The following is a 14048-nucleotide window of genomic DNA, read 5'->3' as shown; positions in this document are numbered from 1 at the left end:
TCCCATGAAAGAAAAAAAAGAAAGAATAAAAGACCGCATGCTGAAAACAGCCGCACGTCTCTGGGGATATCCGGATGCAGAAGTGGAAACTTCCTTTGATCCGGTAGTGCAACTGTTGCTGGAAGCCTGCGCCAGTGAACTGGAAAAGATTTCCGGAGAAGTGGATGTATCACATGCCAGGCTCGTAGAAAGACTTGCCCAGATCATGATGCCGGAGCCGATCACCAGCAGTCAGCCGGCCTATGGCATCTTGCACGCAATGGCCACCGAACCGGTTGCCGACCTGCATGCCGATCACCAGTTCTATCATCATACCAAATCAGGCAACCATCACCAGGACCTGTTCTTTTCCCCGGTTACCAGCCACCGTTTGTTCCGGGGACAGGTGCAATACATGGCCATCGGGAATAAACTCTATGAAACACGGGACCATTGGTTCAAAGAACAGATCCTGCAAGGCCAGGTATTTCCCGACATGGCGCCCAACCATTTATGGATAGGCATTGCACTGGAAGACGTACCGCATTCCTGGGAAGGTATGTCCTTCTTTTTCGACCTCCGGAATATTCATCAGCAGGAAATGTTTTATCATTATCTGCCCCAGGCCAAACTGTATGTAGGTAACCGCGAGCTGTTTATCAAAAGCGGTTATCACCACAGCCGCCCCATCGCGGAAGAAGAAACGGATAACATGATCCAGGTAGCCGTGAATAATAACGCTCGCTACAGTCAGCATATCCTGCAACGTTTCCGGCGGCACTTCCTCACGGTAACGGACACTACTCCCCCATCTCCTGCCCGTATACCGGAAGCCCTCACAAGGATCTTCGGAGCAGACACCGCGCGACTCAATAAAGATATGCACTGGCTGCGCATCGAATTCCCGGAAGCCCTGCACCATACCCTGCTGGAAGACCTGTACTGCAGCATCAACTGCTTCCCCGTTATCAATAAAAAGAATAACGAACAGTCGATGAAACTGAACCGTTATCTTAATATTATTCCTCTTCAGACACCGGATATCTTTTTCGATATCAAACGTGTATACGACCTGGAAGGAACAGACTACTACATACGGAATTTCTCTACCGCCGGTCAGATGCAGGAAGGTGAACTGGTCATCCGCAGCAGTGGTATCGGCCGCTTTGATACCCGCGAAGCCAAAGAAGTAATCGCCTACCTCGTAGAAGTAATCCGTGATGAAAGCTCCCTGTTTGAAGAGGTAAAGAATGATTTTGTTACCAACCGGATGCGGGAACTCCACCAGCTGATCGCCTCCCTGGAAGAACAGTTACAGCCCGGCGCCAACAAAGGAAACATTCCTTATGTGATGGTGAAGCCGAAAGAGAACGCAGAATACATTTTCCTGGAATTCTACTCCACTAACGGCACTGCCGCAAACAATATCCGGATGGGCACCCGCCTGCTGGAATATGGCAATATCAATGCCCGTCCAAACAGCATCACCCTGCTGAGCAACACACAAGGCGGAAAAGACCGGCTCAATATCGATGAAAAGATCAACCTGTACCGGTCGCATCTCTTGTCACATAATCGCATTGTAACACCCGAAGATATTAAGACGCTTTGCCGTACCATCTTCGGCAGAGACATGAAATCTGTTGCCGTTACAAAAGGCATGGCACTACAACCAGGCATCAATGCAGGTTATAGCCGTACACTCGACATCCGGATTTTGCTTTTTCAGTCTGCCGAACATTATCCTGCGGCCAATCTTCAATACATGAAAGAAGAGCTGCTTTTGCAACTGGAAGAAAAATCCAGTAATACTTTTCCATTCAGGGTGTTTATCAACGAAGCGTTGATGTAGGAAAGAATGTTTTATAAAACTGTTTTACCGGTGGTAATGCTTCCTGGCATTACCACCAGCCGGATCGCGCAATTGTGTTATTACCTTTACCGGCGACAGTATCAGCATCATACATACGGCCACGTTACACCTATACCCTTACCGGGAAGCCATCCACTGCTTATCGCCCGGCAACTCCATTACTCCTGCACTCCGTTTATCTGCTTTGCCAAGCAATTGCACATCGCCACCGGTTTTTAACAACCCGGCCGGCACTCCTTTTTTTCCGTCTGCCGCGCAAAGCACCACTGTGTTCTCAAAACCGAGATCCACATAAATGCGTTCACCTACTATCCAGCCTTTACCGGAAAGACTGGCATTCTTCCGTATATACACGCCGTTCGCCTGCAGATCGTCCAGCAATTGTATACTTACCAGTTGCCCGTCCTGAAAAGAGGGAATGCTTTTTAGCCTTGCAGCATACATCGTGGCGGAAGGCCGGGGTAAACTTTGTTTCGCGATAGAAATACGGATGGAGTTAAAATCTTTATTCCCCGCCTTTACGACAGGTGCAGGGGTAGAGAATACGGAACCGTTAGCAGTATTTTTACTGAATACGTTATAACCAAAGCCTGGCAGGTATAACTCCGGACTTTCAAAAAGTTGTTTGATGGCGATGATCTTGTAGATATACTGAGCTGTTTCATTGTTCAGCAGTAATTGATAGTAGTCACTGCTTCCCTGCCGTTTTATGTTCCGGGAGATGTTTCCCGAACCGGCATTATAGGCCGCTGCGGCCAATGTCCAGGAATTCAGCTGCTGGTGCAGCAGCCGTATCAGTTTACAGGCGGCATGTGTGGCCTTGATCAGATGGTTTCTTTCATCATAGTCCCCGCTAACAGTAAGGCCAAGTTCTGCGGCGGTACCAGGCATAATCTGCCAGACGCCTTGTGCCCCTACCGGTGATGTGGCGTTACTCAGTCCACTTTCCACAATAGGTAAATATTTAAAATCCAGCGGTACCCCGTATTGTTGCAGAATGGGTTCTATGACAGGAAAATACTGTTCTGCTTTCAGCCGTAGTGATGGCAGGTATCCCTGGTAACGGAGGTTCCGTTTAATCACATCCATCAGACGATAGGAAACGAAGTCTCTTTCCATTGGCACTACTTCGCCGCAGAAATCCACCTGTTGCGCAAATGTAAAAACGGGCAGCAGGACCAGGAGCCATGCTGTCAACGCCTTCTTTTTCAGGGCCAGCAAATATGTGTGCAGCAAAACACTCAATGCAATATGATTAAACCGGCATTATTGCTTCGCCAGCATATATTTCGGCAAAACGGTTACAGGTACGTACAGTACCAGTTGTTGTTTTCCCTCTGTGGTTTGCAATACAATAATCACTTCATCCTCCTTTCCGAATTGTTTCGAAGGCACCACAAATACTTCGCTGGCTTCTTCTTTTGGTGCTATTGTTTCAGGACCTTTTTTATAGAGGATAGGCATGGAATGCAACAGCGCAGTATCCTTTTTCTCCTTATGCAGCAGGCTGGCCTTTACAATTTCGTAAGGTTCTTTCCCTTTGTTGCGGATACGGAAGCAGAAGTAATTCATATTGTTCAGGGTCATCGCCTGGGCGTATCCCACGCTTACCCCTTCCAGTTTCACTTCATACTGACGGTTCACTTTATGATCCTTTCCGAAGTCGGCCGCAATTTTTCCCACGGTAACCGTATCTACACTGATCAGGTGCCCGCTTTCTTCCGGGGCATCGGATACGGCCAGCGGGTCTCTTTCACCGTTACCGGGACGGGGCGCCTGCGGTGCAGCCTCAGGTGTGGTAAAAGCGCCGGTCGTTTTCGACTTACCCGACAGGGTATACTTCAACCGGGCCAGGTCCACTTTATCGCGGAAGGCAATAATCATGTAATGGATATTCTCTCCTTCCCGCACGATCAGGTTGGTGGGATGAGGATTAGCGGTCAGGGGGCGAAGAAATACCATGTTACCGTCTACGATGCGGTAATCATAGTCCGTGTTCTTCCCGTCACCGATCTGGAAAGTGCTGATGGGCGCGCTGGAAGTGATCAGGGTAACGGCCCCTTTCGTGGTGAGAATACTATCGGTACCGGTTTGGGCATTTACAGTTGACAAGGCACCGGTAATTAACAAACAAAGCAGCACACTGCACAGCACATGTTTCATCTTTACAATTGGCTTTTAGTCTAAAGATATTTTATATCAGGGGTAAGGCGGCCGGCTCCAGGTGTCCCGGATCTCTCCAAAACCCCAAAGCAGACCGCTGACGGCTATTTCCCGTCCTGTTCGTAGGTAGTATCCCAATCTGTTGCCTCATCGCCTTTTTGCCCCTCCATTTTGATCAGGAAGTTCTTGGCCGGGAAATAAGGTTTCAGATGGATATCCAGGTGGATACGGTCTTTCTGTACCGGATCCTGTTCAAAACGACGGATATTAAAGTCTTCAATGAGTTTATCGGGGCCGGTAATCCCATCCAGGAAGCGGATAATCTGTTTCATCAGATCCTTGCGGGTATTGGCATTAAAGTTCTCGAAGGCCCTGCGGTTCAGGAAGTCCATGAGTACTTTGGTCACGAAGTCGAACACCCTTACTACGGAGTAGGTCTGCAGCCCGAGGTTGTCACCGTTGAACAATGTTTTCGCACTGAAGGCCATTACTTTGCCATATTCCTTCACCATGGGCACCAGTCCCATTTTTTCCAGGCTGGCAATCTCACTTTTCTTCAGTTCAAATTTTACCCCATCCACTTCGTTCATACCACCGAATTTCTTACCGGCGGTTACCTGCGACATCAGGGTTTTATAGATCTTCCCTGCCAGTGCGCCAGATGGCGGCACATACAGGTGTTCCTGTTCTCCTACTTCATCAAATTTACCACGGCCTACGAGCCAGTTGCAGGACATGATCACATTGGAACGATGAATTTCCCCACCTGTGAGGTTGGCCAGTTCAAACATTTCCATCACATCATCCGGCGCATCGAGGTGAGCAAAATCCGTCACCAGCATGGCTTTGTTTTCATGCGCAATCTTTGCCCATTTTTCTATTACCTTATTGGAACCCAGGTAACCCGGGATCACCAGCAGGCTGTAATTGGTGCGCAGGTCCAGGCGGTCGTAGTTATTGACCAGCTCTGTACTGATAGCGTCTATAAAACGGGTATTGTCCAGGTCTTTCAGCTGTTCCAGCTCCACATTGATGAAAGAAATATTCTTCACCTTATCGGATTCTGTGTTTTTGAAGAACAGGGCCACATTACGATAGGATTGTTCCAGTTCACGGGTAGCATCTACTGCTTCACCGAGATTGGTGGACAATACTTTTTCCGCTTCTTCTGCGTGTGTGGTGCAATAATCCACCATTTCCGGCAGTTCATTGGTTTCCGACAGCACCTTTTCCCAGAGGGACAATACTTTTTTCAGTTTATCTCTTTCAGATTTCTTCCCGGATTCTGTCAGGAAGATATTGCGGCGCGCTTTCCTTTCGGGGTTGAGGTTTTGCGCACCTTCTATCGTAGCTTCGAGCAGGTCGAAACCGCCATATTTTGCCAGGTCTTCTATACTTCCGGCGAGGTTAACTTCGGATGACTGCGAAGACAACTGTTCATTCTGCAGTTCCTCTTTTTTCTGTAATTCTGCCATAATCATTGAGGTTATTAACAGTTAATTATTTGGTATTAAGGTCTTTCATCATTCCACGGATAGCGCTGAGCATGGCTTTGCGCGCATCCGGATCGGCCAGTGCGGACTTCAGGATCTTATTTGTTTTCAGTTGCTTCATAATTTTCAGGTACTGTTCCTTTTCCGTGGTCAGGTCATTCAGGAAGGCACTCTGCGCAGTGATCCCTTTCACCCCGAAATCGCCCAGGTGATGAAACTGTAATTTTTCCGGTACCGGGCTGCCTTGTGCATCATGAAAACTTACATTCACTGCCGGTTTGAAATGTTCAAATACCGCTTCTACGGAAGTAAGCCCTTCCACAATTTCGGGTTTAACAGGCGCCTGCTGGGTCAACTTTTCAGCAAACAGGGTACGGTTATGCGAGATTTCTGCGATGGCTTCGTTGGCATCCAGCTTCACTTCTGTGCCGCCAATTCCGTAGTTGTCATTCATTGGAAATAAAATTTAGAATTTGGGAATCTGACAATCATCCATTTATTGTCCAGTCTAACTGTTCGTTTTTTATATCGAGTATTACGCTCATATCCTTTTGTAGGCTGCCGTCAATGATCATACGTGATAATGGCTTCCGTAGCTGCCCGCGTATCACTTCCCGCAGCGGTCTTGCACCATATTGCGGCGAGTAACCCATCATGGCCAGGTGCCGGCGGGCATCGGGGGTAACGGTGAAATTCACCTGCTGTTGCTCCAGCAGCTGCAGCAAATGCTGCAAATGAATATCGAAGATCTTTTCCACGTTGGCCGCCTGAATTGGGCCGAAAGGAACAATTTCCGTCAGCCTCCCCAGGAACTCCGGCCTGAAATGACGGGCCATCAGCTCCATCAGCGGCTGCGAAGCCGGAATGTTACCATCCTGGAACGAGCGGGTAATCGCATCGCTGCCGATATTGGAAGTAAATAACACCAGCGCATTGGAGAAATCGCCGGTTTTACCCAGCCTGTCATGCAGCTTTCCTTCATCCATGATCTGCAGAAAAATATCAAATACAGATGGATGCGCTTTCTCTATTTCATCGAACAGCACCACTGCGTAGGGCTGTTGCCGTATTTTATTTACCAGTAATCCGCCTTCCTCGTATCCCACATATCCCGGAGGAGCGCCATACAACAGGGCTGCAGCGTGTTCCTCCTTAAATTCCGACATATCAAACCGGATCATGGAACGTTCATCCTGGAAAAGAAAATCTGCCAGTGATTTAGCCAGCTCCGTTTTACCGGTACCAGTAGGGCCCAGGAAAAAGAAAGAGCCGATTGGCTGGCCCGGACGGCTCAGACCCGATCTGGATTCAAGGATCGCGTCTGCCACTGCTTTGAGGGCATGGTCCTGTCCTACTACCCTTTTGCGCAACTGCGCTTCCATATTGATTAAGCGTTCTTTCTCCTGCGACTGTACTTTCCCCAGCGGAATGCCGGTGATAGCAGCGATCATGGTGGCCAGGTCTGTCGCCGTTACTTCCTTTTGCGGTGTAGCAGCTATGGTGGCCAGCTGATCCAGCAATGACTGCAAGGCCGTTTGCAACTCCGCCACCGAGGTCAGCTTATGCGGATCGGTATCGGTATGAAGCCGGGAAGATAACAAAACACCCAACCGTTCTTTCATTTGCCGGTAAAACCAATGCAAATCATCTGTTTGTAAGGATTCCTGCTCATTAATCGAAGCAAATTCCTGTTGAAGCGACTCCAACAGTGAACCGCTGGTATCCTGCATAGCCCTCACTGCGGCCATGGTACGGTCCAGCAGGTTAATAGCGCTGTCGGGCAACCCTCTTTCCTTCAGGTAGCGTTTTGATAAACGGATGGCTTCGTATATACCTTCGGGTGAAACGGTGAGTTGATAAAAGCTTTCGTACACGGGTACTACTGCACTTACCATTCTCCGGGCCAGCGTTTCATCCGGGGCTGCCAGCGAAATGGTTTCAAACCGATGACGCAGGATGGCATCCGGCTCAATAAGTTTACGGAAGCCTTCCGGGGTGGTAGTTCCCACCAGGATAATTTCTCCTTTACCCAGCGCAGCTTTCAGCACATTAGCCATGCCGCCGCCGGATTGTTTATCGAGTAAACTGTGGAGATTGTCTATAAAAAGTATAGGCCTCCCCGTTTGTTTGAGTTGTTGGATAATCTGCAGCAGCCGGTCTTCCAGCTCACTTTTATAAGCTGCGCCTGCGATAAAGCTGCCGTAGTCTAATGCGTAAATATCGGAAGATTGCAACTGCAGGGGTACCTGCCGGTCTACGATGGCGCGCGCCAATCCCTCCACCAGGGAGGTTTTTCCAACGCCGCCTTCACCGATAATCAATACGCTGCCGCGATCCTTCCGTGTAAGCACTTCCGTTATCTCCCGGATCTCACCATCACGGCCAATTACCGGATGAAACGTTTTCAGCAGTTGCGGATCCATCATGCGGTACACATATTTCAGTGCGCCTGGTTTAATGCTGGCTGTGCCGGAAGCCTGGGCAGTATGCTTGTCTCCCTTTCTGCGGGCTTGTATCAGTTGTTCCCGTGTAAAGGGAAATGTTTTCAGTTGTTCATAGGAAAAACCTACACCCGGGGTACATAGCGCAATCAACAGGCTCCATGCATCTGCATCGTCTTCATCCAGATCCTGGGCAATGCTGACGGCTTCATTCAATACTGCTGCTGCCGCCTCGTCCGGGGTTGGTTCACCGGAGATACGCGATGACCTCGGCATCTCATCCAGCCGCACTTCGGCCCACTCCTCCACGTAGTATACATCCAGGTTCATCTGATGCAAAACAGGCGAAAGTCCTGTTTCCTTATGCAAACAGGCACGCAATAAGTGCGCAGGTGTAAACTGCGGATGATGATATTCTTTTGCAAGGGCGGTGGCAATCCTAATAGCAGATTGCAATCCAGGGCCGAATATGGTCAAGGTTGACAGGGTCATTTGGGTGATACCAGGTTTTTCAGAAATTAAGTTAACAATTACAATCTTTCGGGTTGCCTCCTTTTGGAAGCGTAGTAAAGATACAGCGAAAACATTTACATAGAATTCAATCTCAAAAAAAATGATACTCTTTTTTTGATCTGCTAAAGATCGGATATCAATCGTATCACATCTCCGGTAAAAAACTCCCAAAACGTAATGCAGCAAAGCATTTCAAAGGGAGTGCCAAAAAACCGGATATATTATTATTTTTTTATTAACCAGAGAAAAATGTATCTACCAGGAATACATAGAGAGGATGTCTACCTATTAAATAGGAACACGCGTTTTATATCTCCCTGAAAAATTTACGGCAGAGCTACCTGCTCAGGACCTGGAAAAAGCATGGGAAGTCCAGATAGGAAGATTCCCTTTGAGATCTTCCGCCAGTTGTAATACGGTTGTAAAGTCCAGGTAAAAATTTTGCAGCATCTTCTTATCCTGCAGCGATTTATTCAGGGTTGTTTCGAAATAATCCATGCCATGGCCAATGCCGATGTATACCCGGTTATTGAAGAAAGACAAATACAATTTTGCGGAAGTACGTTCCTGCAGCGAGATAATTTTTCCCATGAGGGCCGGTGTTAACAACTGCTGCGCTTCTATCGCATCCGGTGCATATACCATGAATAATTTATTGAAAGCGGCATCATCCGGCAACACTTTTTTGCCAAGGTTCCAGGTCTCGATGAAATCATTATCTGCCGCTGCGTTACTCAGCAGCCGTTCCATACCACTGCCGCGCGACAGGATGTACACCGGCGTACTGAAATACCGGGGAAACTGTCCGATAAAATAGCTGCCCCGGAAAACCGTATCCGGCGCCTGTCCCCGCACCGTGATGGTGGGTGTATACGTTACCGTGAGGTCGCAGCATTGAAAATTCATATCTCCCAGTTTCCCGTATACCTGGTCGTTTCCAGTCATACCATAACCTTTTTTTGCAAACAGTCCGCTTTCGGTAAACTCCTCGTAGCTGGCATGATTGATAGGTTGATACGTAAACGTAGGATCAATAAAACGGATCAGCGGTTTTACAATCCTGTTCTTAAAATCATGCTGGTAATCGGCCGCTTCATTTCCGCCTTTTTGTTTCATCATAAAATAGCTGATCGCATATCCTCCGAGTGAAAACAGCACCACCAATCCAATGATCATAAAGACAGGATTACCACTTTCTGTAGCCTGGCCTGCAGCCGCATCCCTGGACGATTGTAACGAGTATCTTACCAGGAAAAAAACAAAGATGGCAAACGGCACCAGCGTCACAATCCACATACGGCGCATCCAGTTGCGACCGGTCACACGTTGTGCTTCCATGGAACGCAGCTCATCTGCCAGCTGCTGATCCAGGAAGACGTTAAATTCTTCCAGTGTTTTCATGATGGTATGTTATCAGTTAGAAGACCAGTTGGCAGAAGATCCGCCAATGCTGGCGCCGGGCTCTACCGGCTGGCTGATCAATGCCTTGAATGGTTGTACATGCTGGGCAGATAAAGGCAGTTTAAAAAACAAACGGCTTTGTCCCATACGGATGTGCGCGTATTCCATGGGAAATAAACGCAGCCTGATAATACGTAATGGTAGTGTTAGTTTGTAATCCGTATAGGTGTCGAGGTTATTCACCGATTCTCCCTGCTGTAAACGGTTGATAAAGTCGTCGATCTTCGCAGGACGTTTTTTAGCCTGCGCCAGCATAATCAGGTAAGGAATCAGCACGCCTACCGGGAGGAACAACAGAATAAAAATTACCGGTGTGGGCGTTTGTCCGCTTTTACCGGCAAAGATGCTGTAGCCGATCAGGCCAAATGTCAGCACCGCCAGTATTTCAGCGGTAATCAACGCAGTGATGGTTTGCTTTTTATCCTTTTCATGGATGTCGAGCAGAACTGTTTTCAATTCAGTGAGGTTATTCATCAGATACAATTTTGGAAAGGAGTTATATTATTTTGATTTCAGTTTACTGTAATTACTGATGGCCAGGTAAAATCCCGCCAGCGCTACCAGGCCATAGCAGGCCATCAATGCCCAGATGCTTTCACCGGTAACCTTATACACGAGCATTTCTATTTTAGTAATGCTGACAGAGGCTTCAACTGCGTGGAATTGTTTATAACGGTAGAAGATAAGTCCGATACCCGCTATGCCGAGTAACAGTCCGACGATAACACCGCCCCAGGATGGTGCTTCTTCGTCCTCCTCCGGTTTATCGGGACGTACTTCATTTGAATGATTCATTAAGATGATGGTTAAGGGTTACTAAATACAGGGCTGATATATTATCGCCATTCACAAGGCTTCTCCGAGGTTAACCGAATTGAAACCAAAACATTCACGTCGCCAAAATAAATGAAAAAGACAGAAAACACAAAATCCATTATTGCAGCTTGATCACTTCAGGAGGATGCACATATTCCTGCCAGGCGGCCTCTGCATCAGCCGCGCTGATATCATCGTTATATACCAGCACACGGTATTTGAGCTGGTAACGTGCTCCCGGATACAGCTGCCATGGCTTCATGCGGGTGGGTGTATAATTAAACATCAGTTCGCCGCCTTCCATATTTTCCGGCCATACCCGGAGCGGTTCGGGAGAATCAAAATTATCAGGATAGTTCATGATCAGCATTCCTGCCTTTCCTTTCGGCGTAGTACCGGATATTTTCACCCAGCGTGCACGGGTACTGTCGGCATTATTCCGGGTCAATCCTTCTGATGTCAGTACCTGGCTGGTTTTATCTGTAAAATCGGCGGTGGTTCTCAAACCAAAGCCGCCGCCGTAGCGGTATTGCAACAACGTAATGCCATTGGGAGTAGCGGGTGAAAAAGTCGAAGTAAAGTCCCACAAGCGCTGTGTACCATTGCTGGTAGCAGGATACGCCTGTATGAGCCAGGTTTCATGAATAGCAGTTTTCTCTGTTCCGTCTTTTAATATGGCAATATGATCCTGATGGGCACTGAAACCGCACCATACATTTCCTGAAAATGTTTCCATCTTCCCGGCGAAACGCACCTTTCCTTCTTTTTTCTGAATGTTCCAGAAATCTGTTTCCCGGCCTTCAAAGAGGGTATGGGTCCACGGATTCCAGATGCCCATATGATGCATATGTCCTGCGTTGGGAAAAATATTGGTCAGCACCACGCCATTAGGCGCCCAGAGCGGGTGAATAAAAGCGTTGCGGTTGTATAGCGTATCTGCACCTGCGGGGGCGGGTACTGTATTAAAGTTGTACCGGAGAATAGGTGCAGATCCCTGTTCCAGCAGCAGCTGTCCGTCCTGCTGCACTGCTTTCATCAGGGTATCCGGGCGGGATGGTCCTTTGCTCAGTTCAAATTTCCTTTCTGTACCGGCAGGAGTGGCCCCTTCCAGGATCCAGCAGAGCTGCCCGCCCTGTTCATTAACGGCTACGGGTATACGCTTGTCTCCTTTTATTTCTGTCAGTACTACCGGCTCATTGGTGGCTTCCGGCAGCGTCGTATATACGATACTGTTATGACGGTCCAGCGTTCCCGCTTTCACGGAAAAACGGGCCATCACCTGTGCCTGTGTGAGGGTACATAAAAAAATGGCAGGGAGCAATAACAGGTGGAATTTTTTCATAACAGTGCTGATAGATTCCCAGAAAAATACGGTTTACTTTCTCACTATGCAAATACCTTGCGCAGGGAAATGATAATATTGTTGCCGGGTAGGTAGTATATTATCCTTTAATTCAATATTTTTGAACGCTTTAATCAGGATAAAATATGGTAGCCCCGCAACATAATATGCTGACAACGAAACTCATTATAACCAATAAGTCCGCGCTGCAACAGAAATACGGCGATGCACACCAGCAGATACTGGCGGATGTAAATGCCTTACAGGCTTATGATAACGCCCGTCACCTGGATGCACACATCATTTTCCTGGACGACGCGGCACAGATGCAGACCTGCCAGGCTACTGCCGTAACAGATCCGCTCGATGACGCCCAGAACAAAAAGGCGATCGATGAGCTATACCGCTTTTTCTCCCCCGGCTATCTCCTGCTTCTGGGATCGCAGGACATTATTCCCCTGCAACGGCTAAAGAATTTATTGCCGGGAGATAACGACCCGGATGCTTTTATTCCCAGTGATCTACCTTATGCATGCGACACTCCGTATGATACAGATCCGGGGAAATTTATTTCACCGACCCGCGTAGTGGGCCGTCTGCCAGACATTCCCGGGGTAGCTGACCCGGCATACCTGCATACCCTTATCACGAATATACTGACCGCAACACCTGCACAGCGGAGTGATTACCTGCCTTACTTTTCGATGAGCACCTTCGACTGGCAGGATTCCACCCAGAACAGCCTGAAAAGTATTTTTGGCAACGACAGCCAGCTGCTGCTGTTTCCCGGAGGCGATGATAGCCTGACAGGCACCAACTGGACAGCTGCGCAGCTACAGGCCAAAACGCACTTTATTAACTGCCATGGCGCCATTTATAACCCGGGATTTTATGGGCAGAAGTCCACAGAATTTCCGCTCGCCATGCGGTCTGATATCCTCTCCGGCAAAATAGCACACGGCACCATCGTAGCAGCAGAATGCTGTTATGGCGGCCAGCTCTTTGACCCGAAAAAGAACAGTGGTAAACGGATCAGCATGGCCAACAGCTACCTGCTGAATAATGCCCTTGCATTTGTGGGCAGCTCCAATATTGCTTACGGACCTCCTACCGGACAAGGACTGGCAGATCTGCTGACACAGTATTTCGTAAAAAATGTACTGAATGGCGCCTCTACCGGCAGGGCACTCCTGGAAGCCAGGCAACGGTTCCTCAATGAAATGGGCCCTACCCTGGATCCTTTCGAACTTAAAACCGCCGCCCAGTTCTACCTGCTCGGCGATCCTTCCTGGCAACCAGTGATCAACGAAAAGGATCCCAGCACCACCGGCAGCGATCAGTTATTTGTAAATACCCTGCAAAACCGCCGCGATAACCTGGAAGCAAGGGGTAAAATGCTGGACGACTTTATCGCCGTTCCACAACCCTCCGATGGCTCACACGCCACCGATCCCGCACTGCATACCGCTATGCAGAAACTGCTGGATGAAAAGAACTTTGCAGAAAAAAGAGAGCCGAAAGTATTTGTGAACAGAAAAAATAATGCAATGGCAAAGGAAGACAGGAATAGCCGCATGCCATCTGTGAAATTTCACGTATTTTCGGAATCTGCTATCCACGGAGAATCGCCTGCTACAAAGGTGATCGTGGTAAAAGAAAAAAATAATCAAATACTGGGGTATCGTGAATATGTCAGCAGATAACAACAGGGACAAAAACAGTCCCTTTATCACACTCACCGGACGCCTGGTGCTCCGTACATTTGGTAAACACAGCAAAAGTGAACACCTCGGCGTTTTCCTGGTGACCGATCAGGGCGACTACCTGATACGCCCTTCCGGAGCCAACCCTTTTATGCCCAATCCGCTTATGCCACTGGCCGGCAAAACAATCATCGCCACTGGTAGCATAGAAGATTATGTGTTCCTGGCGCAAACCTGGAAAGAAGAAGAATAATTATTTTTGCA

12 protein-coding genes are annotated in these 14048 nt (G+C 48.3%); 3 read left to right on the top strand and 9 right to left on the bottom strand.

Annotated features, from left to right (window positions below):
* The first annotated feature begins 4 nt into the window (after positions 1 to 4).
* Positions 5 to 1831, top strand: coding sequence for a type VI secretion system baseplate subunit TssF (locus BMW79_RS11405; RefSeq protein ID WP_089894770.1), 1827 nt, complete (start codon positions 5 to 7; stop codon positions 1829 to 1831).
* A gap of 138 nt (positions 1832 to 1969) precedes the next feature.
* On the opposite strand, the gene BMW79_RS11400 is transcribed toward BMW79_RS11405, so the two are convergent.
* The 9 genes from BMW79_RS11400 to BMW79_RS11360 form a co-directional block, all read right to left on the bottom strand.
* A complete protein-coding gene (locus BMW79_RS11400; RefSeq protein WP_143059134.1) occupies positions 1970 to 3097 on the bottom strand; it encodes a lytic transglycosylase domain-containing protein in 1128 nt (375 codons plus the stop codon).
* A 21-nt stretch (positions 3098 to 3118) separates the two neighbouring features.
* Positions 3119 to 4015, bottom strand: a complete 897-nt coding sequence (locus BMW79_RS11395) for a hypothetical protein (RefSeq protein WP_089894765.1) — start codon at positions 4013 to 4015, stop codon at positions 3119 to 3121.
* Between the two features lie 104 nt (positions 4016 to 4119).
* The gene (locus tag BMW79_RS11390; RefSeq protein ID WP_089896863.1) at positions 4120 to 5490 is read right to left on the bottom strand and encodes a DUF5458 family protein; all 1371 of its coding nucleotides are present in this window, start codon (positions 5488 to 5490) and stop codon (positions 4120 to 4122) included.
* Positions 5491 to 5515: 25 nt separating this feature from the next.
* On the bottom strand, positions 5516 to 5962 hold the full coding sequence (locus BMW79_RS11385) for a hypothetical protein (RefSeq protein ID WP_089894762.1): 447 nt from the start codon (positions 5960 to 5962) through the stop codon (positions 5516 to 5518).
* A gap of 34 nt (positions 5963 to 5996) precedes the next feature.
* Complete coding sequence (locus tag BMW79_RS11380; protein ID WP_089894758.1) at positions 5997 to 8441, bottom strand: AAA family ATPase; 2445 nt, start codon at positions 8439 to 8441, stop codon at positions 5997 to 5999.
* Between the two features lie 366 nt (positions 8442 to 8807).
* Positions 8808 to 9863 carry a DUF3137 domain-containing protein gene (locus BMW79_RS11375; RefSeq protein ID WP_089894755.1) on the bottom strand — a complete coding sequence of 352 codons (1056 nt, stop codon included), beginning with the start codon at positions 9861 to 9863 and terminating at the stop codon, positions 8808 to 8810.
* A gap of 12 nt (positions 9864 to 9875) precedes the next feature.
* Positions 9876 to 10397: a hypothetical protein gene (locus tag BMW79_RS11370; RefSeq protein WP_089894752.1), complete on the bottom strand. Its 522-nt coding sequence runs from the start codon at positions 10395 to 10397 to the stop codon at positions 9876 to 9878.
* 27 nt (positions 10398 to 10424) lie between these two features.
* The gene (locus BMW79_RS11365) at positions 10425 to 10718 is read right to left on the bottom strand and encodes a hypothetical protein (protein WP_089894750.1); all 294 of its coding nucleotides are present in this window, start codon (positions 10716 to 10718) and stop codon (positions 10425 to 10427) included.
* Between the two features lie 139 nt (positions 10719 to 10857).
* Positions 10858 to 12081 (bottom strand): DUF6807 domain-containing protein, encoded by a 1224-nt coding sequence (locus BMW79_RS11360; RefSeq protein WP_089894747.1) that lies wholly within the window; start codon positions 12079 to 12081, stop codon positions 10858 to 10860.
* A 167-nt stretch (positions 12082 to 12248) separates the two neighbouring features.
* On the opposite strand from BMW79_RS11360, the gene BMW79_RS11355 reads away from it, so the two are divergent.
* Both BMW79_RS11355 and BMW79_RS11350 read left to right on the top strand, forming a co-directional pair.
* Positions 12249 to 13784, top strand: a complete 1536-nt coding sequence (locus BMW79_RS11355; protein WP_143059133.1) for a hypothetical protein — start codon at positions 12249 to 12251, stop codon at positions 13782 to 13784.
* Positions 13765 to 14037 carry a hypothetical protein gene (locus BMW79_RS11350; RefSeq protein WP_143059132.1) on the top strand — a complete coding sequence of 91 codons (273 nt, stop codon included), beginning with the start codon at positions 13765 to 13767 and terminating at the stop codon, positions 14035 to 14037. The genes BMW79_RS11355 and BMW79_RS11350 overlap by 20 nt, the downstream gene beginning before the upstream one ends.
* Positions 14038 to 14048: the final 11 nt, after the last annotated feature.

The sequence above is a fragment of the Chitinophaga arvensicola genome (assembly GCF_900110835.1).
GTDB lineage: Bacteria > Bacteroidota > Bacteroidia > Chitinophagales > Chitinophagaceae > Chitinophaga > Chitinophaga arvensicola.
This window is presented reverse-complemented; position numbering and strand designations above follow the sequence as displayed.

What these genes read in the sequence shown, in the direction of transcription:
- BMW79_RS11405 (WP_089894770.1), top strand. Translation starts at nt 5, where the DNA reads ATGAAAGAAAAAAAAGAAAGAATAAAAGACCGCATGCTGAAAACAGCC.
- BMW79_RS11395 (WP_089894765.1), bottom strand. Translation starts at nt 4,015, where the DNA reads ATGAAACATGTGCTGTGCAGTGTGCTGCTTTGTTTGTTAATTACCGGT.
- BMW79_RS11390 (WP_089896863.1), bottom strand. Translation starts at nt 5,490, where the DNA reads ATGGCAGAATTACAGAAAAAAGAGGAACTGCAGAATGAACAGTTGTCT.
- BMW79_RS11385 (WP_089894762.1), bottom strand. Translation starts at nt 5,962, where the DNA reads ATGAATGACAACTACGGAATTGGCGGCACAGAAGTGAAGCTGGATGCC.
- BMW79_RS11380 (WP_089894758.1), bottom strand. Translation starts at nt 8,441, where the DNA reads ATGACCCTGTCAACCTTGACCATATTCGGCCCTGGATTGCAATCTGCT.
- BMW79_RS11375 (WP_089894755.1), bottom strand. Translation starts at nt 9,863, where the DNA reads ATGAAAACACTGGAAGAATTTAACGTCTTCCTGGATCAGCAGCTGGCA.
- BMW79_RS11370 (WP_089894752.1), bottom strand. Translation starts at nt 10,397, where the DNA reads ATGAATAACCTCACTGAATTGAAAACAGTTCTGCTCGACATCCATGAA.
- BMW79_RS11365 (WP_089894750.1), bottom strand. Translation starts at nt 10,718, where the DNA reads ATGAATCATTCAAATGAAGTACGTCCCGATAAACCGGAGGAGGACGAA.
- BMW79_RS11360 (WP_089894747.1), bottom strand. Translation starts at nt 12,081, where the DNA reads ATGAAAAAATTCCACCTGTTATTGCTCCCTGCCATTTTTTTATGTACC.
- BMW79_RS11355 (WP_143059133.1), top strand. Translation starts at nt 12,249, where the DNA reads ATGCTGACAACGAAACTCATTATAACCAATAAGTCCGCGCTGCAACAG.